We start from the raw sequence: 23,347 nt of genomic DNA on the forward strand, positions 1-23,347 counted from the left end.
ATTAAATTAAAATACAATTGTTAAGTTAAAATGAATTTAATTTTAAGAAATCGTTAAGAATAATTAATTCACTAATTATACAAATGAAAATCATACCGGCTGAAGCAGCGAATCTTTTTTAATTTTAAAAATATTGTTTCTCCAATTTACTTCGGAATTTATAAACGGAATGTACCACACCAAACCAATTATTAAATCTTTAATTGGAATAAATAATAGATGATAAAATTTTAAATCAGATTTGATAATTTTTATCGATGTGAAATCTAAAATAATTTTTAAAATACTAACTGTTATAAATTGTAATAATCCAATTTGATTAGATAATATTATTGCTAAAATAAAACTTGCTGCAATTGGATTTGAAAAAGCTTCTAATAAATAAGTATTCAACCTAATTTTTGCGCGCATTTTTGCCCAGCGGGAATGTCGATTTAAAAATTTCTGTAATGTTAAATTTTCATTTATATTATCTACAAATGTTGAAGATGTTTTAACTTTATAACCTAACTCTTCAACTTTTACACCCATTAAATAATCTTCTGCCAAATAATTTCTAAATGCTTCAAATCCACCAATTTGAGTTAAAATATTTTTTGGAATCAAAATAGATTTTCCAATAACGATTGAAATTTTAGCAATTTTGGAAGCCGTAAAAACACTTGGAAGTAAAAATGAATTAAGATGGATATTTTCAAAAATAGAAGGAATGTTTTTAGCTCCAATTCCTCTTATAGATGCAGTAACAAGTCCAACATTTTTATCATTAAATTCACTCAATAATGATTTTAAGAAATTAGGTTCAACACGGGTATTGCTATCACTAATTAAAATAAAGCTTCCTTTAGATTTAGGGTACATATTATAGAGATTATTGATTTTTGGATTTAAACCAATCATATAATTATCAATAACAATTTTGGTTTTAATTTTTGAAAATTCTGCGGATATTTTTTTAATTATCTGCAAAGCAGGATCATCTTTTGTGTGAAGTCCAAATATAATTTCATAGTTAGGGTAATCTAAATTGTAAAATGAAATGAGATTATTCTCTAGCTGATCATCAATTCCTTTAATTGGTTTTAGAATACTAATCAACGGATAGTCTTTTCGTTCAATTATATTATTTCTATTTTTTTGAGAATAGATATTTTTCAATATTATCAATGATAATATTTGATAACCTATTCCAATTATTATGATAACAGCGAAAATTATTAATATTAAATTTTCCATAAAAATTCCTAAGAATGTTTGTAGATATTATTGTGAAACAACAACATCATTATTTTGCTCAGAATATTTTTTAATTTGTTCAGAATAAAACAGTGCACTTGGCTTAATAATTCGCCTAAAATTATTTTCGTAATCAATCTTAATTAACCCAAACCTTTTTGATTTTCCCTTTAACCATTCATAATTATCAATTAAACTCCAGTAAAAATATCCGGTAATATTATATTTGTGTCTTACTTTATTTAAAATTTTTAGATGTCGTTTTATAAAATATTTTCTCAAATCTTCATCTTCGGTTGCAATTCCATTTTCTGTTACAATTATTTCTTTTCCGGTTGTTGCAACAAGCTTAATTATTTTTTTTAAACCTTTCGGATAAATTTCCCAACCCATATCAGTTGCTGGTTCTTTTGGAAAAAGGAAAACGGGGTTCTTCAAACTAAATTTGAATTGACTATAAATTCTGTAATAATAATTTATTCCCCAAAAGTCTATTTTATTTTCAAGTGGAATTTGTGCATCATATTTTAAAACTGTTGGAAACCAATGAGTAATTCTGTTTTTCTGAAATGCTTCCAATAACATTTTGTTGAAAAAAGTATCAACATTTTCAGTAACTTTTTTATCGAGAAAGAACCAAGTTCTGGCTTCTTTAAAAATTATAAAGTGTTTTGCAATTCCTAATTTAGCATTTGGATTTCTTTTTTTTAGGTAATCATAAATGCATATATGGGCTTCCATCATATTGTAAATTGCATCCATCATTAAATTTAAATCTTTATAACCGGGAGGAAATTTACCGTCTGCATAAGCTGCTAAAGACCAAACAATTGGCTCGTTAAACGAAACCCAATAATTTATTTTGTCTGCAAATAAATCAATAATGATTTTTGCAAAATTACAAAATGTAGTAACCGATTCTTTTTTATGCCAAGGTGAAAATTCATGAAACCATTTTGGATGAGAGAAATGATGTAGTGTTAAAAATGGTTCAATATTGTTTTCAAGTAAATAATCTATCATTTCAGAATATTGCTTTAAAGCCTTATCCGAATATTTATTAATTTCCGGTTCTATTCGTGACCACTCAATTGAAAATCTGTATGAATTTATATTTAGTTCTTTTAAAAAATCAAAATCGGTTTTCCAATTATTCCAATGATTACTTCCATTTTCATACAGTGGATTTGATCCATTATTTCTGAATTTACCTAGATTTTCCCACTCGGTAAAATCATTTGTAATATTTCCTTCTATTTGAAATGAAGAAGTTGAAGTTCCCCATAAAAAATCTGCCATCTATTACTCAATTGTTGCAAAATTGTTTTGTTTATTTCTTAAGTTTATACATTCCGGGAAATAATAAGTTCTACAATAGAAAAATTTATAATTCATATAATTACCCAAAATAAATTTAAAATTAAGATGTTAAACAAATATTAACATAGTATAAATAAATTGTTAACAATTATTTAACTTAGTTTTACACTTACAAAGCACAAAAAGTAAGGCGGGTAATAGTTTTGAAATTATTGCATGAAATAAAACAAAACTCAAAACTCTATTTCAATTCCGGCAACTGGTAAAAGCGAAAATTGGTAAATATTATCAACAGTTCCATCAGAATTATACTGAAATGTAGTAATATTTTTTCTATTGTAAACATTTTGTACAGAAAGAGTAATAACTAAATTCCAACTTTCAAAATTATATCTGCTGTTAAAAGCAATATCCAGTCTGTGATATGGTTTGTATCTTAAACTATTTATTTCAGAAGATGAAACCCAACTTCCTTCAGTCCATTTTATACTACCGACTCTGTGCTGTTCATTTGTAACATAAATTTCTGGAGTATACGGTTTTCCGCTTGCGTAACGCCATCTTGTACTAATTTCCATATCATCGGAAAAAGGTAAAATATAACTTGGATATTTTATATAGAAAGGTAATTCATTTAAATCTTTTCTAAGATTGCTAAATCGTTTACCAATTACAACATTAAATACATGAGGGAAATCATAATCTGATGAATATATTTTTCCTTTATATCCATTTCGCGGATCATCAACTTTAGACCACATTCTTGAGTAGCTGATTGTGCCATAAATATTTTTAACTAATTTTTGCTGAATAAGAAAATCAATTCCATAAACTTTTTGGGTTCCAATATTTAACATTTTTTCCGATCTAAAAGTATGATCATTAAAATTTATGAAAGTTTCGCTAACCGGAATATTATTGTAAGTTTTATAATATCCTTCAAAATTTAATTTTAATCCATCATCTAAAATATGTTCAATACCGGCAACAAAATGCCGTGCATGAGTATTCTTTACAAATTTATTAATATTTGTATTGTATCTATCTCCATAAGTTGGATAGGCTTGTGTTTGATAATATTCGCCGTAAGCAAAATTAATTGAAGTAATTGTAGGAATTAAAAAATAGCTTAATGATAATCTGGGGCTTACATTTCCATTCTCGCTATATGAAAAATAGTCATATCTTAATCCCAAATTAATTTGAAGTTTTTGATTTAATAAATTAATATGATCATTTAGGAAAATATAACTTTTGTAATTATCAAAAAGTTTCAAATCTGTTTTAATTTCTGATTCCGGTTGAAATACAATTTGATCAAAAATTCCATCATCATTTAAATCATATCTTGAAGTATCGGCATCAATATATGCCTTTTGAATATATCCACCGAATTTAAATAATCCTCCAAATTCAAGTTTGTGTGTTTTTGAAATATTGTAAATAAATTCCGAGCGAATTGCCATTTCGGTATTATCAGAAATATTATCAAATATTTTTCTTGATGATATAAAATTTGTTTCCTCTAATTTTCCTGAAGAATCAAAAATTCGTTCTGTATAATCTGCTTTCAGAAGAATATCATCATGATAATTATTACCGTAAAAAGATATATTGGAATATAATTTTTTTGACCAAAAACTTTTTAGCATAATTCCGCTTGCCCACTGATTTTGCTTAACATCAATATGACCAACATCAACAGAATCAACTACTCCAGCTTTTTCTTCATATGTTTTCTCACTTTCTCCTTCAAATAAAATTTTATCATTTCCATAAATTCCCGACCAGCTTAATTTATGATTGTTGGATAAATCATATGCTATTTTAAATTGCCCATCATAATATTTTGGAATTGCGGTAAGCCCAAAACCTCCGGCAATTAAATCAATATAACTTTTACGTAAGGAAATTAACCATGAACCTTTTCCATTATTAATATTTCCCTCTAAGATTGCACCAATTCCCGCCATATTAAAATTTATTTCGCCCATTAGATTTGAAAGTCTTGTCCCTTCTCTTGTATTGATAATCATGACGGAAGATAATTTATCTCCATATTTAGAAATAAATCCTCCGGTTGAAAATTGAATATCTTGGATTAATTCTGTATTAACCATATTTATGGGTCCGCCAGAATTAAATTCATTAGGATAATGATTTGTTGAGTGAAGTTCCATTCCATCAAACACTGTAAGATTTTCATTAGGTGAACCGCCTCTAACTAAAAGCTCATTTGTTTGATCATTAGAAAAGGAAACGCCGGGCATTGCTTGAAGTATTCTTTGAAAATCTCCCATAGCTCCGGGGGATCTTCTTACTTGTTCCACACCAAGAGCAACTGTACTTAGATTATTTTCAATAACAGCTTTATCAAAATAATCTGCAGTAACTTTAACTTCAGAAATTACTATTGCTGTTGGTATAAGAGAAATTTCGAGAAAAACTTCACTTTTTGTTTTTACAATAACATCAATTTTAACAACTGGCTGGTAACCAATTAAACTTACTTTCATTGAATAACTTCCAACGGGCAATGATAAATTAAATTTCCCATTTTCGTCAGTTGCAGTACCGGTATTTTCCAATTCAATAATTACAACATTTGCACCAATTAAATATTCATTTGTAGATGCATCTTTCACTATTCCGGAAACCATGCCAGTCTGCATAAAAATTATTGATGGAATAAATAGAAAAAATAAAAGTAAAAGTTTCATAAATTTTCCCAAAATAATATTTTCTTTAGCAATCAAATTTATTATAAAGATTCGTAAACAAATTTCCCATTTACGAATCAAATTCAATTCAAATGTAAATATCTATGTGACTAAAAAACATTAACATTTGTTAATTTTTCCTTGTTTCATATTTCTTATACGTGATAAAGAAACAGCCGTAAGTCCTAAGAATGAAGCCGTATCTTTTAAACTAATTCTATTGGAAAGTTGACTAAATTCTTTAAGAAAATTTGCATACCTTTCGCTGCCGCTTTCTTTAAGTAAACTTGCTTCTCTTTTTTCTTTTTCATAGTAAATCTTTTCGGTATGTTTTCTTGCAATCGTACACCATAAATTTGAGCTATTTATATTTTTGATGTATGTGTCAAAATTAATTGACAAAATTGTTGTATCTTCAATTGCCTCAATAAAATAAAGGGAAGGGAATTGATATAAAAAACTTGCATATGAAGCAGTGAAACTATTTTCGCCGGAAAAGTATTTTATCCATTCATTTCCATCTAAATCGATATAATAATATTTCATTAAACCTTTTGTAATAAAACCAATTTTATTAGGGGTCTCTCCTTCTCGGATATAAAATTCTCCTTTTGAATAAAATTCATATTTAAATACTTTTTTAATTTCATCAATATTAATTTCTTCTTTATTATTACAAAAATTTTCTAATTCCGAAAAAAGAAGTTTATAATTATTTTCAAAATCATTTACCAAATTATTTTCTCCAGCATTTTAATTTAAATCAATAATTTAATTTTAAGCTAAAATTATTGATACTTAATTAAAATTAAAAATGCGATACTCATTTTTAATATTTTAAAGGATAATTAATAGAATTTACTAAAAACACGATTTTTGAAAATTGAATCATTTTGTTACAAAAATTTGTTGAAAAAATTTCACATGAATAAAGAAAAATTAATTTGTTAAGTTAAAAATGAATAGGTAACTTAAATCAGTGAACATAAAATTCTACTTTTAGATCTTTTATAAGCTCAATTTTAACTTTTCTTTTTTCGTATAATTCTAAATTATATTAGTTCTTAAATAAAATTATTTCTAAAAATAAATTAAGCAGATATGAAAACATTCAATTTAAATGAAATTAGTTATGATAATAATTCCAAAGTTTATTTTTCAATTTTGAGTAATTCTGATATTGTTGAAAACTCTAAACAAATATTTGGAATAAAAAAACTGAAAACAGAAAATCATTTAATAAGCACTTATTTAAAGGATTCTGAAAAAAAGAATTCTCAAATAAATAATTCTTCTATAAATAAAAATCATTTTTTTATAGTTGAGAAAATTTCAAATTTTAATGAAGATTTGAAACTTATGTTAAGCGTTAACATTAGTACAAATTATGAAAACAAATTTTCTCCAAGAGAAAATCAAACCACCACGGAATATCATTTTAATAATTCTATTCTAAGAATAAGTACAGAAGATGAATTTTCATTATATATGAGATCTATAAGAGATAAATATTTTCCAAAAAGATTTTGCAAAGAAAATCACTTTGAAAGCGAATTTTGGTATAACTTAATTACATATAAAAAGCGCTCAATTACAATAAATGTTCCCGAATTATTAAAAGGTGAAAAAATTTATTTTCATTTATTTTCATCATGGAAGAATAAAATCAATATTAAAAACGTTTCTCATATTTCAAATCAATTTAAAAATATCTTAAATGTAAACGGGAACTAAAAATAAATTGTTACAAAAAACAAAACCTTCACTTAAAAATTGGTAACAATAAATTAACATTGGCTTAATTATTATTTAATGCGATTATATTTATTTTACACTTTTTGTGTCTGTGAAATAAAATCCAATTCTTTTTTCAAATCTTGAATATCAAATGATGGCGAAGTAACCAAATGGCATTCGGTTTTTGAATCGAATGATTTTAAATATTCGCTAATCTCTTTTATTTCTTCGCAATTTTCATTATCAAAAAAGTTTACTTCATAATTATTAAAATTGTAATCGTCAGTGGAATCTGAAATTTTAATCATTACAAATTTTCTTGCAATTGGCTGTCTGGCATATGTTAAACTGGAAAAAATTCCTCTAAAAAATTCAACATTTCTTACTGAAGGTAAACTCATATTAATTAAAAGATATTCACTTGGAGGAAAGTTTTTTTCCGAAGCGTGTAAAGAAAGAGTATGAGTTCCAATCATATTTACAATACCATAATACTGAACCCTACTTTTTACATTTCCTTTAAAACATTCAATTATTTTATGAAGTTTATTTTCTTTAATTAGAAATAAATCACGTTTTATAGTATAACTATCTGTTGAAACGTAATAGAAATAGTATATCCCTTGATAATTTTGCTTAATAAAATCATATGAAATTTCTGCATGTTTTTTAAGATTTTTAATATAATCGAATTGAATTGAATCATTTTTCGAAAATTTTAATAGCTTCTTTAAGTCAATTAAATATTCATCCAAACTTATTGTAACTTTTGATTTAGATAAATTATTAACCAAACTAAAAGCTTCATCAAGTTTTTCATCCAATTCTTTAGAATTAAGAAAAATATCAACTTCAGCAATTTTTGGCAAAACCGTTTTGTACAAACTTGAAAGTACCGGAGCAGGAATGTTTAATGAAGCGGCAATTTCTTTCTTTTTCATTCCTTTCTTTTTGAGTTTTTCAATCAATTCTAAAAATTCTTTTGCTTTGTGAATCAGACTATTCATAGTTCATATTAATTAATTTTTCAAAAAATTCTTTATCATAATTTATTAGCAATTATTGGAAGCACGCAAAGCAAATATACATATTTCGACCGCTGTTAATATTAAGCTATGGTTAAGTTTTTCGGTCACTAAAACTCAATTTTAAGAACTTACAACTTTTCTAAATCAATAAATTTTTATGAAAAATTTTTTGGTAATAATTCTGAATTTACTTTTTACAATTTCAATATTTTCTCAAGAAATAAATTTTTTCGAAAATTTTAACGATGGATCTATTGAAAAATGGACAATTGTTGACGATGAACCTTCATTTTCTGGTCCAAGTAATTGGTTTGTTGATGACAAAGTATTAAGACAAACTTCTAATATTTGGGCTTATGCAGCTCCTTTGGAATTTCATTATCATTTAGGAACGCACTTATTTATTGGTGATATCAACTGGGCAGACTATTCTTTTAATGTAAATGTTAAAGCCGGAGATGATGATGGAATTGGAATTTTGTTCAGATATAATGATGAAAAAAATTATTATAGATTTTTACTCATTAAAGATGCCAACAATGGTGGGCCAAAGTGGAAAATACAAAAATTTGTTAATGGTGAAGTTTTTACGCTTTATGAAGAAGAATTAGAAAATGCAATTCCAAAAAATTGGTTTGCTCTTACAGCAAATGTTAGAAAAGATTCTATTTCAATTTATGTAAACTCAAAACTATTTAGAACGGTTCAAGATAGTACGTATTCAAAAGGAAAAATTGGATTAACTTGTTATGCAATGTCCAATGCAAATTTTGACAGTATATCGGTAACTTCCAAATTTAAAGTTTATGATGAACCAGAAAATACTGAAATTGTTTCAGATCGAAAACCATTTATTCAATTGACTGATACAAATTCTGTTGCAATTGCTTGGAATACAAAAAACAAATCAATTGGTAAAGTTGAATTCGGAATTGATTCATTAAATTTAGCATCAATTACTGAAGACACATTAGCTAATAGACATTTTGTTTTAATAGAAAATCTTGAAACAAATCAAAAATACTTTTATAAAGTTTATAATAACAACGATTTGTTTACTGAACAAAGTTATTTCAAAACTGCAGAAAATTCAGATGAAAATAATATTGATTTTCTTATTTGGGGCGATAGCGGCACCGGAAATGAAGCTCAATACAAAATTGCAGAAAAAATAAATTCAGAAACTGATTCTGTAGATTTTGGAATTCATGTTGGAGACGTATCACAATCAATTGGTCAAGAGTATGATAATATATTTTTTACACCGTATGCAAAATTTGTAAGTAGAAAAAATGTTTATACATGTATTGGTAATCATGATACGTATTATGATAATGCCGAAACCTATTTAAATGATTTTTATTACACAAAAGATTTTTCTGTAACTGAAAGATATTATACTGTTAAAAGAGGTCAAACTTTTTTTCTAATAATTGATTCAAATATAGATTTTTCACCGCAATCAAATCAATATAAATATATTGATGCAGTATTCAAATCAGAAGATTATAAAAGTTCGTTATGGAAATTTGTAGTATTTCATCATCCACCTTACTGCGAGTTATGGCCGGAATGGGATGGTGATGGAAATGTTAGAAATTATTTACTCCCCTTATTTGAAAAATACAATGTTGATATAGTTTTTAATGGACATACACATGGTTATGAACGTGGTTTGTTAAACGGTGTTTACTATATAATAACCGGCGGCGGTGGGGGTGGTTTAGATACTTATGCTAGGGATTGGGCACATATTAAAAAGTCAATATCCATTCATCATTATTGTAAAGTGAATATAAAAAATAATGTGTTAACATTAACAGCAATAGATACAGATGGAGAAATTATTGATAAAATTCAGATACTAAAAACATTAACTAATTACAAATCATCACAAAATAATTTACTACAAAGATTTGAACTTCAGCAGAATTATCCGAATCCATTTAATAATTCAACTACAATAGTTTATTCCTTAAGTGAAAAAAGTAATGTGAAATTAAAAATATTAAATGAAATTGGAGAACAAGTTGAAATGTTGGAATTAGGTGATAAAGATGCGGGTATATATAAAATAAATTACACAAATAATAAACTTGTTTCCGGAATTTACTTTGTAAATCTTATTACAGATGTGGGTTTCGAAACTAAAAAAATGATTTTAATAAAATAAGAAATAACTAAGAATTCCATGTTAACTATTTCTTAATAAAGAAATTAAGATTAGATAACATCAAAATAATAATTCATTAATAATATTTGAATAAAATTATGGTAAATAGTTTTGGAGAAAAATTGATTACAAAAAAGAAAATCTATTTTAGCTATAAGATTCTATTGATTCTTTTATTCTTTACAATCAGAATTTACGCTGGAACTACGGGAAAAATTGTTGGTAAAGTTTCTGATAAATCAACTGGTGAAATGCTTCCCGGAGTAAACATTATTATAGAAAATACCACACAAGGAACAGCTACAGATATGGATGGATATTTTTCTATTATAAATGTAAAACCCGGTAAGTATAACCTAATATTCAAATTTATTGGATATTCTGATTATAGAATTGAAGATGTAATGGTTGATGTTGATAGAACAACTCAAGTATCAGTTGAAATGATTTCTTCCTCAATTCAAATAAATGAAGTTGTTGTTAAAGCAGAAAAACCTCCGGTTCAAAAAGATAGAACTTATAGTTCAGCAGTTGTAAATGCCGATGAAATAAGTACTTTGCCTGTAACAGAAGTTAGCGAAGTTCTAACATTGCAACCCGGAGTAGTAAAATCCGGCGGCTCATTGCATTTTAGAGGAGGAAGAGAAAGAGAAGTTGCATATATAATTGATGGAATGCCGGTAACAAATTCATTTAGTCAAAGCGGTGGATCAAATGTTGAAATTGAAAATTCGATGATTTCTCAGCTTGAAGTAATTACTGGAACTTTTAATGCCGAATATGGTTCGGCGCAGTCTGGGATAATTAATATAGTTACCAAAGATATAGCCAGAAATATTTCTGGTTCTGCGAGCGTATATGCTGGCGATTATCTTAGCAACAAAACAAATACATTTTTAGGTATTGATAATTTTAATCCCGCATCAGAAAAAGATTTTCAATTTAATATTAATGTTCCAATTATTAGCGATAAATTAGGAGTTTCATTAGTTGGAAGATATAACAACAGTGAAAGTTTATATTGGTATGAGAAAAGATTTAATCCAATAGATGGTTGGAAAATTGCTGCTTATCAAAAATGGTTTCAAGAACAAAAAGCTGATGAATATGCCGCAACTCAAGCTATTGCAATACCTGATTCATTAAAAACTGGTGATTTATCTCAAGGACCTTTAGCAACTTATCAAGAAGCGGAACTTCACTTCAAAATAAATTATCGTCCAATACCTGAAGTTAAATTATCATACCAAGTATTTGGTTCATTTGGTTATCAAGAAGGAAGAGCAGATTTTGCAAGACTTTATTCTCCCGAAGAAATGGGTGTTACAAATTCATATTCTCATAATCATATTTTTTCATTGCGACATACTCCATCAGAAAAATTCTTTTATAATATTGGATTTTCATACCAGTTTAATGATGCGGAATCTTATTATCGAAAAGATAATAAAGTTGCTTCATATCCTGGTGATATTGGAATTCAACCGATAGATGCATCAACAGATGGATTTTCTCTTGGCACTACAGATGGATTTTATTCAGATGCCTCCGGTAAAAATTATAGATCACAAATAATCTTTAAAGGTGATTTCAACTGGCAAGCTGATAAATACAATTTTATTAAAGGTGGTTTTGAATTTAAAAAACATAAAGTTAATACATATAGTTGGGGATATGTGGCAACAAAAGATTGGGAAAACAAAATGTGGTTAAATTTTGAACCGGATCCAACTTTAACTTTTGAAAATTATTGGCAAATAATGACTGAGTACTGGAAAACTTGGGAAGATATTTATGATACAACTAAATATAGAAAAGTATATGCTGATGAATATGCTCTTTGGCGTGATTATACAATAGAGCCTTATGAAATGTCTGCTTATCTTCAAGACAAGGTTGAACTTGGGGAGATTATTCTCAATGCCGGATTAAGATTTGATATGTTTTTACCCAATGAAAAAGTTCCAATCAATTATCGTGTTGAAGCATTAAAATTAGGATCGGAAATAAATCTTCAAGATGCAAATAACGTTGTTCAATTAAGTCCACGATTAGGTTTATCATTCCCAATATCAGCAACCGGAGTTTTTCATGCAGCATACGGACATTTTTTCCAGATGCCAAGTTTTCAAAAAATGTATAATGAGCCGCTTTATGTTGTTACGCCAATTCAGTTGAATGACAGACTTTTAGGGAATGCAGATTTGGAACCAGAAAAAACAATTCAATATGAACTTGGTTTGCAACAACAAATAATTCCCGGATTAACAATTGATGTTTCTGCTTATTACAAAGATATAAGAAATTTACTTGGTGTTGAATATTTAACAACTGTGGATAATGTAAGATATAAAAGATTTATAAATAGAGATTATGGAAATAGCAAAGGGATAACAATTGGATTAAGAAGTTTTGGTAATGATTTATTAAATGCAACTTTAAATTATACTTATTCAACAGCAAATGGAAGTTCTTCAAATCCTGAAGAAGTTGCTGTTATTCAAGCATCAACACAAATTGGCGGTGATCCTATTGAGTTTGTAAATAGACAAATTATTCCTTTGGATTGGGATCAGCGACATACATTAAATACCGTTCTCAATTTTAATTTTCCTGAAATAATAAACCTAAGTATTGTAGGAAATATATGGTCGGGCCAGCCATATAGTCCATCATTTCTTGAAAGATATGATATTCTTGAAGTAGAATACAAAAACGCTTCTTCCAAACCCGTTAAATGGAATGTTGATTTAAAAGCTAGTAAATCACTAAACTTTTTTGGGCTTAACTATAACTTATATCTGAAGGTTGATAACTTATTTGATAATCTTAACGAAGAAGTAGTTTATTCAAGTACGGGTAGTGCAAGTGAAAACGCTAGATTACCTGAAAATGAAATACTAGAAATTGAAAGATTAAATCAAGCTGGATTATTCACACTTGATGAAATTGATAATGAACCTTCTTGGTATTCAAGCCCTAGAAAAATTCAAATTGGTTTTGAAGTTTTATTTTAATTGTAAATTCTTGGAGATAACATTTAAATGCTTAAAAACAAAATTTTAATAATTCTTTTACTACTTTTTTCATTCACACTAATAGCACAAGAAACTGATGAAACAAAGAATGAACCTGTTGATTTGAATAAATTAAATATTTCTGGTTCAAGAGGTTATAAAGGAATATTTAGTAAAAACAGCAATATAACCGCCGAAGGTCTTGCTAAAAATTTAAGATTTTCTGTTCATGATGGAAATCTTGTTCATGGTGGTATTATTAACTCTGGACTTTTATCCTATCATTATGTTTCGGGAAGTCCATCAATATCATGGCCTAAAGGACCGAAATCTGTAAGTTATTTGCACGGTGCAGTTTTTTATGTTGCCTCTGAAGTTATAGATGAAAATGGTGATACAATTCATATCGTATCTGATAATTATAGAAGAGGCGGTGAAACAGCATTAGATCAATCACATTTTTATGGCTTTGCTGCACTTCCAAAATTTTTCAATAGTAACCAGCCAAATGCTCTTAGTTATGATATTGGAGGAATTAGTGAAGATGTTGGCGTTGATACTTTTCCTAATACCGGTGATGAAGGTGAAAACGATGGTATATTACAAGTCGAGGAAGACTTCAACGGAAATGGTGTTCTTGATAAAAGTATGGTTAACGAAGTGGGCTGGTTTTCGATAAGTCATAGAAAAGAAACATGGCCTCAAGATTGGCCGGAAGGCACTTATCCCGGAAATCCTGGTGTTAGAGCCGGAAGATGGAATGGCGAATTTGGCGCATATATTCGTGCTGATCAAGAATCATATTACGTGACTGATGATAGAGAAAATGACGAATTCAAATATTTCCCATTTGATGATACCGAATCAAGAGGTGCTTGGCCTAATGGTAAAAGAGGATTAGGCGTGGAGGTTTCAGTTAGAAATTATCAATGGTCTTCAAGACTTGCGGAAGATATTTTAATTTCAATTTATGATATTAAAAACAACGGTAAAGATTTAAACAAATGTATTGTTGGAATGTATGTAGATCCGGATATCGGCGGTTCTCTTAGTGGCGATGGAGCAGATTTTGATGATAATGATGATATTACTTATGCATATAATCGTGTTGGTTTATCAAATGAGGGATTACCAGTCGGATATTTTGGTTTTGCATTTTTAGAAAGCCCTGGTTTACCAAAAGACGGAATTGATAATGACACAGATGGTAAAATTGATGAAAGTCAAAATAATGGAATTGATGATGATGGAGATTGGACATCATGGACAGATGAAAATGGCAATGGCATTTGGGATAATGAAGATTTGAATAATAATGGATCTTTGGATGTTGGTGAAGACGTTAATAATAATGGAATTCTTGATATTGAATCTCTTGGAGATGACTTGGGCTCTGATGGATTAGGACCTGATTTTAATGATTATACGGGACCTGATCCAGATGGATCTCAAGCTAATGGAATTCCTAATGTTGGTGAACCAAATTTTGAGTTTACAGATAATGATGAATCAGACCAAGTTGGATTAACAGCATTTTATTTAAGAGATGTTGATAATACCATGGCAAATGATGAAACTTATTGGAGAACTGAAATAACTCCTGGTACTTACGCTATACGTCCGGGTTATCAAAGAGATATTGCATGGAGTTATGGAAGCGGTTATGTAAAATTTGCTGAGGATGAAAAAAAACATCGCTATGCAATTGCACTGTTATTCGGAAATAATCAAGATGATATTCTCAGAAATAAAAGAACAATGCAGGTAATCTACAATGAAGATTATAATTTCGCTAAACCACCAAGGTTACCAATCTTAACTGCAACCGGTGGAGATAATAAAGTAATTTTAAGATGGGATGATTCAGCTGAAAGATCAAAAGACCCAATTTATGGACAAGACTTTGAAGCATATTATATTTACAAAAGTACTGATCCAAATTTTGATGATATCAAAACAATCACCGATGCATTTGCAAATCCATTATTATTTGAACCTATAGCAATATTTGATTTAAAGAACGGATTGAAAGGTGTGCATCCAGTTAGCATTGGTAGTGAAATTAGTCAAGAAAGCGATCTGGGTGTTTCATATAATTTAGGAACAGATAGCGGGCTTCGGCATTATTTTATTGATACTTCTGTCACTAACGGGCGTACTTATTTCTATGCAGTAGTTTCAGTTGATAGAGGTTACCACGAATCTTTTTATCCATCTTTAACAGATAAGGAAGGATTGTTAACAATCTCACCGACAGAATGTTCAGCTAATATTCAAACTGATTTACTTGGAAGAGCAATAGGAACTGACAGAAATACATCTATTGTAATACCGGTTGAAAATCCTTCCGGATGGGAAACTCCAAAACTCAATAATTCAATAATTCATTCAGAAGGTTATGGAACTGGAAGTATTGAAGTTGATATTTTTGATTCGAAAAGTATTAATGAAAATGTTGAGTACTCTGTAAGATTTAATGACGATAGTGAATTTACACAATACGGAAATGCATACTCCGGAGTTACTGATAGAGTTACATTATATAACGAAACTACAAATCAAGCGTTGCTAAGCATTTCTGATCCGGATAATAATTCATTAATGAATGAATTTATTTCTGAAGGAATGATTATAAAAGTTTTTAATGATACGACTAAACTTGATACTACTTATTGGCTAAGCGGTAATTCAACAATTAAAATAAAATCAACAACTGATGAGGATAACGGGATAAAAATTCCACGTGATTATGAAATAAGAGTTTTAGAAATGGGAGCGGATTCCTCAGTTAATTCAATTCCGGTTTTAACAAATTTTCAAGTTTGGGATGTAACAAATCCGGATAGCACATTCAAAGTAAAATTCAGATACATAAATAGTAATGAACCTAAAGAATTAGTTGGTGTTTTAAGTAATAGAGATAAAATTCAAATTGTTTCCGATTTTAACAATACAAAAAGGCTATGGATATTAAGTTTTAACCAACCGGATGAATTAGCAGATTCACTTCATATAAATCCTTCACAAGGCGATGTTGCTAAAATTATTACGCGAAAAGCATTTGATAGAAATGACAAATTCACATTTTCTTTTTTGGGTAATTCGGTTAATGATGAAAAATCTAAAAATGATCTGGATAAAATCTACGTTGTTCCGGATCCATATTTGGTTTCCAGTTCACTTGAAAGAAAAGTTATAAATGAAGAAGAAGGGCGCGGTGATAGACGTATTGACTTTGTAAATCTTCCAAATGAGTGTACAATAAAAATATTCACAACGGCCGGCAAATTTGTTAGAGAACTTAAACACAAAAGTGAAACAAATTTTGCAAGAGAAATTTGGGATTTAAGAACAAAGGATGGTTTGGAAATTGCTCCTGGCATTTATTATTACGTAGTTGAAGCTTCTAAAATTGGTAAAAAAATTGGTCGTTTTGCAATCATTAAATAGTACTGAGAATTTTATGAAAAAGTTTAATTTAATTTTAACATACATGTTGCTAACATTCATTTTTTCTTCCACTTTTTTTGCACAAGATAAAAGTGAACAAAAAACCTTTCAAACCGAAGTTGACGGAATTGGTACAAATGCACTTACCTTTTTAGAAATTGGTGTTGGCGCGCGAGCAATGGGGATGGGTGGAGCTTATGCGGCTGTCTCAAATGATGCATCTTCTATTTATTGGAATCCAGCTGGAATAGTTTGGATTGAAAATATGGAATTTGAAGTAATGCATAATTCTTGGTTTCTCGATGCAAATAATGAATTCTTTGGTGCAGTTTTTCCAATTGCTGAACTTAACTCTTCATTAGGAATAAGTTTTACAACACTTGGATTTGGTGACCAACCGGTCCGTACTGTTAATAGACCTGAAGGAACTGGAGAAAGTTACAGTGCACGAGACTATTCAGCTGGGATAACTTGGGCGACTGCTTTAACAGATAGATTTTCATTTGGGATTTCTTTCAAATATATAAGCTCACAAATTTGGCATGAAACCGGCACAGCATTCGCAACAGATTTTGGTATTTTCTATAATACAGAACTCGAAGGATTAAGGTTAGGTTTTAGTATGAATAATTTTGGAACTGATATTAAATATGAAGGACAAGATATTCACACCACTGTTGATCCGGATATAGAAGTTGAAAACTTTGATAGAGTTCCTTCGGAATATCAAACCGATAGTTACCCAATTCCGCTTTTATTTAGAGCCGGTATTTCTTATGAAGCAAACTTAGGCGGATTTGGTTCTGCAATTGCGGCAATTGATTTATTGCATCCGAGTAATTCACCGGAAGCAATTAATGCCGGTATTGAATATTCGTTTGCGAAAATGTTCTTTTTACGCGGAGGTTATGAAGGTTTATTTGATTCAGAAGCATTTAGCGGATTAACACTTGGTGCGGGAATAGACTACTACAACAATTCCGCAAACTTTGGAGTAAGATTTGATTACTCTTGGGCTGACTGGGGAATACTTGAAAATTCACAAAGATTTTCTGTAGGATTGGTTTTTTAGTTATGAAAAAATTTATCAAAATATCATCAATAAAAATATTATTTGGGTTTTTAATTACTTCAGCCATAAATGCTAATGATCAAAAATTAATTGATAAAGAAAACCAAATAGTTGCACAAATAGGAGATCAAGTAATTTATGAAAAAGACTTTATTGCAAATTATGAATTTGGATTGCCGCAATTAAAAGTTGGCGAAACAACTGATGAAAAAAAACTAACTTATTTAAATTTTTTAGTTAATGAAAAATTATTGTCTCTTGAAGCAAAAAAATTAGGCTTGTTTAATTCGAAAGATTATCAAAATGAAATGCGAAAAATTAAAAATGATCTTCTTTTACAATACACGATACAAAAAATAATAATGAAAAAAATTAACCTCACATTTGATGAAATAAAAATGAGGATTAATAAGAATAAAACATCATTTAAAATTACACTATGGCCGGAATTACATAAGGATGATGCTGATTTTATTAAATATCAAATTGAAAATGAGGGAATTGAAAATACAATAAAGCTCGTTACAAAAGAAAATCCTTTTTTAAATATCAATAAAGAATATTTTGAAACTGATTATTTACATGAGAACGAAATACCTTCGAAAATATTTGATGCAGTAAAAAAACTGCCAATCGGAAAAGTATCAAATCCAATAGAATATAATGGAGCATATTATTTAGCTATGGTGAATGATGTTCGTCGCAGTTCAGTTATGAGTAATGAATATAACTCACAATATCCAACTGTAAGGAAACAATTGTTTAATGAAAAATTACAAAATGAGATTGCCAATTTTACAGATTCAATAATTTCTCCAAGAAATATTTTATTGAAGAAAAAAGTTTTCAAAAAATTTGCTGATATAATTATTGGATGGTATCAAATTGAAAATCCAAAAGTTTCTGTTAGTGAATTCTATTTTGAAAAATTAGTTTTAGATGAAAACAAAATACTATCTAGTGAAAATCTTATTGAGTTTATTGATGGAAAATTAAATTCAAATGATATTATTGAATTTTTCAGATTCGATTTACTCAAAAAAGAATATCTAAATAATGAAAATAAGTATGCACTAATAAATCAAATTCTTTCATTATCTATTAGAGATTATTTTTGGATTCAAAATGCACAAGAAAATGAATATGACAAGACTGAGTGGATGATAAATGAAACAAAAAAATGGGATAGTAAATTAGGTTTTAATTTATTTAAAAATTATTTATCGAAAAACACAGACCCCAAAAGCTTAAGAACAAACCTTCTAAACTCTTCGGAAGAATTACGGAAAAAATATAATGTTAAAATCTTCGCTGAGGCACTTAAAAATATTGAAATAACAAACTCAGAAAAATCGAAAAATACATTTACACCAATTTATTTACTTGGTACAAATCGGCTTGCAGAACCAATAGTCGACGCTATATGGAAAAATTAAACATGAAAATTAAGGGACCAAATGATTAAAAAAATATTTCTCCTAAGTATCACATTTTTATTATCAATTGTTTTTGCTAATAAAAATCCTATTGAAAATAGTTCAATATTTCTTGTTAAGCCATATGTTCAATCAGTTTTAAAAAATGAAGCCAGAATTCTATTTGAAACATTTGAAGATACAAAAGCTATTGTTTTATTTGGTGAAGTTCTACCATTAGAAGAAAAAATTGAATCGAATAAAAATAAATTTCATGAAGTATTTTTAAAAAATTTAAAGAGTAACGAAAAATATTTTTATCAAATTATAGTTACAAAAGAAAACAATACTGAAATTGAATCCGAAATATATTCATTTCAAACTGCATTTGATGAAAAACTTCCAATTACTTTTGGAATAATAAGTGATACTCAAAATAATCCAGAAGTAAATAAAAATGTTGCTGAAAGAATATTTTCCGAACGACCTAACTTTGTAGTTCATGCTGGTGATATTGTAGGAAATGGAAATAAAAAAAATGAATGGGTGAGTGAATTTCTTAATTCTGTTCATACTTTAATGTCTCGCGTACCTATTTTTGCTGCATTAGGTAATCATGATGAAGATGCAGAATACTATTATCAATATTTATCAAATAGTAAAGATGAATTTTGCTTCTCTTTCAATTACGCAGAAACCCAATTTATTTTAGTTGATAGTAACAGGGACCTTCAGGAAAATAGCGAACAATATCAAAAAATAGAATTATTATTAAAAGATTCTAAAAGTAAATGGAAAATAGTTGTGTTTCATCACCCGCCATATAGCTCTGATGAAAACGATTACGGTGATACTTGGAAAGGAAAATCTGTTCTTGGCGATAGAGAATTAGACGAATTAGTAAAACTCTTAGAAAAATATAATGTAGATATTGTAATAAACGGTCATATTCATTCATATGAAAGAACTTTCCCAATTCGTAATAACAAAATTAATGAAGAAAACGGAATTACTTATTTAATAATGGGAGGTGCCGGAGGTGGTCTGGAACTGCCAGCACCGACTAGAACATGGTTTTCTAGCAAAGTTAAAAGCTGTCATCATTATGGTATTGCACAAATTTATGATAATAAATTTCAACTTAAAACATATGATCTTAACGGTAATCTAATAGATTTTCACGAACTTAACAAAAAATAAAAAACAGGAGGAATTCAATGTGGATTAAGAAAATAACAGTTTTATTTTTATTGTTTGGAAGTATTGCTTTTGCCCAAAATGCACTTCCAACAGAAGGATTAAAACATCATATCACTTTTGATAATGCAGGAGATTTAGAAACTGCAACTGTTGGTAACAACTTACAAAGAGATGCATTAACTGGTGTAACTCAATTATTCAATGCTGTTCAAGGTCCAACTGGTGGTAACGGAGCGGTTGAAGTAGGATTAGGTAGTTTTTACAGATTGGATTTAGATTTTGATGCGAATGGACCGGATACTGCATCAAGAGTTAATCAATATAGCTTAGTAATAGATTTTTATTTGCCAATTACAGGTGTTTGGTATGCATTTCATGCAACAACAAATGACGGTGATGCTGCAGAAAGTGATTGGGAATCTTTTGTAAGAGACAATGGAGCTATCGGAGTTGGTGCAACTGGATATTCTTTATATAAAATTCCGGAGAAAGAATGGCATCGATTAGTTATTTCAGCTGATTTAGGCAATTCATATAAATATTTTCTTGACGGTCAATTAGTTCAAGATGGCGGAGCACAATCAGTAGATGGAAGATTTTCACTTCCAACAATTGATGGAGCAAATCAAATACTCTTATTTGGTGATAACGACGGAGAGGATGCAAATATTTATATCTCTGAATTAGGTATATATGATAGACCATTAACTTCAGATGAAATTTGGGCAATGGGTGGTTATGGTCATTCAATTCCGCTTCAAGCACCAGCCGGATTATGGACATTTGATGATTCTGAAAATTTGTTATTACCATTTTATGGTAATGAATTAGAATTAGTTGGTGAACATGCAGCTACTCCGGGACCTGAAAGTGGTGATGGTGCCGTTACAATTGGAGTTGGAAGTCATTATTCAACTAAACATGATATAGCTTCAAATGGTGGCGGTGAGAGAGTTAATGAATATTCTATTGCAATCGATTTTAAAGTCGATAACTTAGGTTCATGGTATTGTTTTATGCAGACAGATATTACTAATACTTCCGATGGTGAATTATTTATAAATCCCGATGGGAAAATAGGTGTTGGTGATTTAGGCTATACTCAAAATTCAATTGTTGCTGGTGATTGGTATAGATTAGTAATGACAGTAGATTTGGATAGTGCAGTAAAAGTTTTTCTTGATGGAGACTCAGTACTTTATGGTGGACCTCAAGAAATTGATAATAGATTTTCCTTAAACCCAAGAAATTTGGATAACAGACTATTATTGTTTGCTGATAATGATGGTGAAGATAATATTATTTCAACAGCAAAAGTAACAATTTATAACAGAGCACTTAATCAAGAAGAAATAAGTGGTTTAGGTGGTTATGAACATGGTGCTCCGAATACAGAAGTAACTGGAGGACAAAAAGCAGTTTATTTTAATGGAAATGATGTGAATAATAAATATGGTAAAATTGTAAAAACAAATGAGGATTTTAATTTTGGTGAAGGTGATTTTACAATTGAACTATGGGCAAAACCGGATGTAAATTATGATTCGGATCCTGCACTTGTATCTGATAAGGATTGGGCTTCTGGTGGAAATCCTGGTTGGGTAATTTCAATAAGAGGAGACGATTGGAAATTTAATGCCGCAGATAATAATAGAAATAGATATGATGTTAGTGCCCCGGCAATAAATGATGGCAATTGGCATTATTTAGCTGTAGTTGCAAAACAAGATAGTGGTTTAAAGTTAATTACAGATACATTACAGAGTGTATGGGCAGGAGGTGAAGGGTTCTTTAATGTAGGAAATATTGACAATCCAACAATGCCTATATGTGTTGCTCAAGATGGAACTGAAAAATATACTGATGCTCCTCCAGCTCCAGCTCAAGTTGATGAATTAAGGATTTGGAAAGGAGTTGCAGTTGATCCGGAAGTACTTTTTGCTTGGAAAAATAAAGAAATAAATGAATCACATCCTTATTGGAGTTCATTAGTTGGATATTGGAAATTTAATGAAGGTGATGGAAATACAGTTGCTGATTTAAGTGGTAAAAATCACCCTATTGAATTAATAGGAAATCCTAAATGGGAAATTTCTTATGCTGTTATTGGTAATGAAACAGTTCAAACAATGACAGATGTAACTTCAATTTGGGGAGCTGGTACGTTAGCAAAGTCTGGTGGATTAATTGGCGAAGGTTCATTTCCATTTCCGGAAACATTAGCATTATCTAAAACTGAACCAAATAATAATTTATCAACAATTTTTGCTAAAGAAGATAATCCATATTTAGTATTTGGACATAATAATGCTGAAAATGCAACCGCATCACGTGTACCTTCTGGAGTTGAAGCAAGATTAGGTAGAATTTGGTATTTAGATGTTACTGAAACTCCAATAACTGAACCAACAATATCATTTGATTTAAGTGATTTGGGCGGCTCCGGAAATGCTGGAGATATCGCAAATTATGTATTGTTAAATTCTGTATCTGCAGAAGGTAATTTTACAGAGGTTTCTTCCACAATTGCAATTTCTGAAGATCAAATTACTTTTAGCGGTATGACATTGGCAGATGGATATTATACTTTGGGTACAAAATCATTGGCAAATTCACCGTTAGGTGGGTTATTAGTTGGTATAGAAAACTTAGATGGTTTAATTCCACAAGATTTTAATCTAAGCCAAAATTATCCTAATCCTTTTAACCCTTCAACAAAAATCAATTTTGCTTTACCGGTTTCAGCAAAGGTTAATTTAACAATTTATAATGTTCTAGGAGAAATTGTTGAAACATTAATAAATGGTGAAATAAATGCAGGATATCATTCTATTGATTGGAAGGCAAATAGCAATTTATCTAGCGGAATGTATATTTACAGCATAAATGCAACAAGTGCAAATGGTAAGAATTTTACAAAATCTTTCAAATTAATGTTGCTTAAATAGATATTAAAATATGAGGGTGATAATTCACCCT

13 protein-coding genes are annotated in these 23,347 nt (G+C 29.2%); 8 read left to right on the forward strand and 5 right to left on the reverse strand.

The annotated features are described in order from the left end of the window. Window positions 1-90: 90 nt before the first annotated feature. From IPM32_12520 to IPM32_12535, 4 genes are all read right to left on the reverse strand, one after another. Entirely contained in the window at window positions 91-1,236 is a 1,146-nt protein-coding gene (locus IPM32_12520; GenBank protein ID MBK8946078.1) for a glycosyltransferase, read from the reverse strand. Between the two features lie 27 nt (window positions 1,237-1,263). Beyond that, a complete protein-coding gene (locus tag IPM32_12525) occupies window positions 1,264-2,535 on the reverse strand; it encodes a glycoside hydrolase family 1 protein (GenBank protein MBK8946079.1) in 1,272 nt (423 codons plus the stop codon). A 254-nt stretch (window positions 2,536-2,789) separates the two neighbouring features. Then, complete coding sequence (locus IPM32_12530) at window positions 2,790-5,276, reverse strand: TonB-dependent receptor (protein ID MBK8946080.1); 2,487 nt, start codon at window positions 5,274-5,276, stop codon at window positions 2,790-2,792. A 120-nt stretch (window positions 5,277-5,396) separates the two neighbouring features. Beyond that, the gene (locus IPM32_12535; protein MBK8946081.1) at window positions 5,397-6,011 is read right to left on the reverse strand and encodes a Crp/Fnr family transcriptional regulator; all 615 of its coding nucleotides are present in this window, start codon (window positions 6,009-6,011) and stop codon (window positions 5,397-5,399) included. A gap of 366 nt (window positions 6,012-6,377) precedes the next feature. Here IPM32_12535 and IPM32_12540 point away from each other — a divergent pair, with 366 nt between their 5' ends. Then, a complete protein-coding gene (locus tag IPM32_12540; GenBank protein ID MBK8946082.1) occupies window positions 6,378-7,010 on the forward strand; it encodes a hypothetical protein in 633 nt (210 codons plus the stop codon). Between the two features lie 95 nt (window positions 7,011-7,105). Here IPM32_12540 and IPM32_12545 read toward each other — a convergent pair whose 3' ends face one another. Beyond that, window positions 7,106-8,020, reverse strand: coding sequence for a hypothetical protein (locus IPM32_12545; GenBank protein MBK8946083.1), 915 nt, complete (start codon window positions 8,018-8,020; stop codon window positions 7,106-7,108). Between the two features lie 178 nt (window positions 8,021-8,198). On the opposite strand from IPM32_12545, the gene IPM32_12550 reads away from it, so the two are divergent. The 7 genes from IPM32_12550 (at window position 8,199) to IPM32_12580 (ending at window position 23,316) form a co-directional block, all read left to right on the forward strand. Further along, a complete protein-coding gene (locus IPM32_12550; GenBank protein ID MBK8946084.1) occupies window positions 8,199-10,214 on the forward strand; it encodes a metallophosphoesterase in 2,016 nt (671 codons plus the stop codon). Window positions 10,215-10,336: 122 nt separating this feature from the next. After that, on the forward strand, window positions 10,337-13,231 hold the full coding sequence (locus IPM32_12555) for a TonB-dependent receptor (GenBank protein MBK8946085.1): 2,895 nt from the start codon (window positions 10,337-10,339) through the stop codon (window positions 13,229-13,231). 27 nt (window positions 13,232-13,258) lie between these two features. Continuing rightward, complete coding sequence (locus IPM32_12560; GenBank protein ID MBK8946086.1) at window positions 13,259-16,681, forward strand: hypothetical protein; 3,423 nt, start codon at window positions 13,259-13,261, stop codon at window positions 16,679-16,681. A 13-nt stretch (window positions 16,682-16,694) separates the two neighbouring features. Further along, entirely contained in the window at window positions 16,695-17,753 is a 1,059-nt protein-coding gene (locus tag IPM32_12565; protein MBK8946087.1) for a PorV/PorQ family protein, read from the forward strand. A gap of 2 nt (window positions 17,754-17,755) precedes the next feature. Then, complete coding sequence (locus tag IPM32_12570) at window positions 17,756-19,189, forward strand: hypothetical protein (protein MBK8946088.1); 1,434 nt, start codon at window positions 17,756-17,758, stop codon at window positions 19,187-19,189. Window positions 19,190-19,210: 21 nt separating this feature from the next. Then, entirely contained in the window at window positions 19,211-20,368 is a 1,158-nt protein-coding gene (locus IPM32_12575; protein ID MBK8946089.1) for a metallophosphoesterase family protein, read from the forward strand. A 17-nt stretch (window positions 20,369-20,385) separates the two neighbouring features. Then, window positions 20,386-23,316, forward strand: coding sequence for a T9SS type A sorting domain-containing protein (locus IPM32_12580; GenBank protein ID MBK8946090.1), 2,931 nt, complete (start codon window positions 20,386-20,388; stop codon window positions 23,314-23,316). The last annotated feature ends 31 nt before the right edge of the window (window positions 23,317-23,347 follow it).

The sequence above is a fragment of the Ignavibacteriota bacterium genome, from assembly GCA_016716225.1.
In the GTDB taxonomy this organism is placed as follows: domain Bacteria; phylum Bacteroidota; class Ignavibacteria; order Ignavibacteriales; family Melioribacteraceae.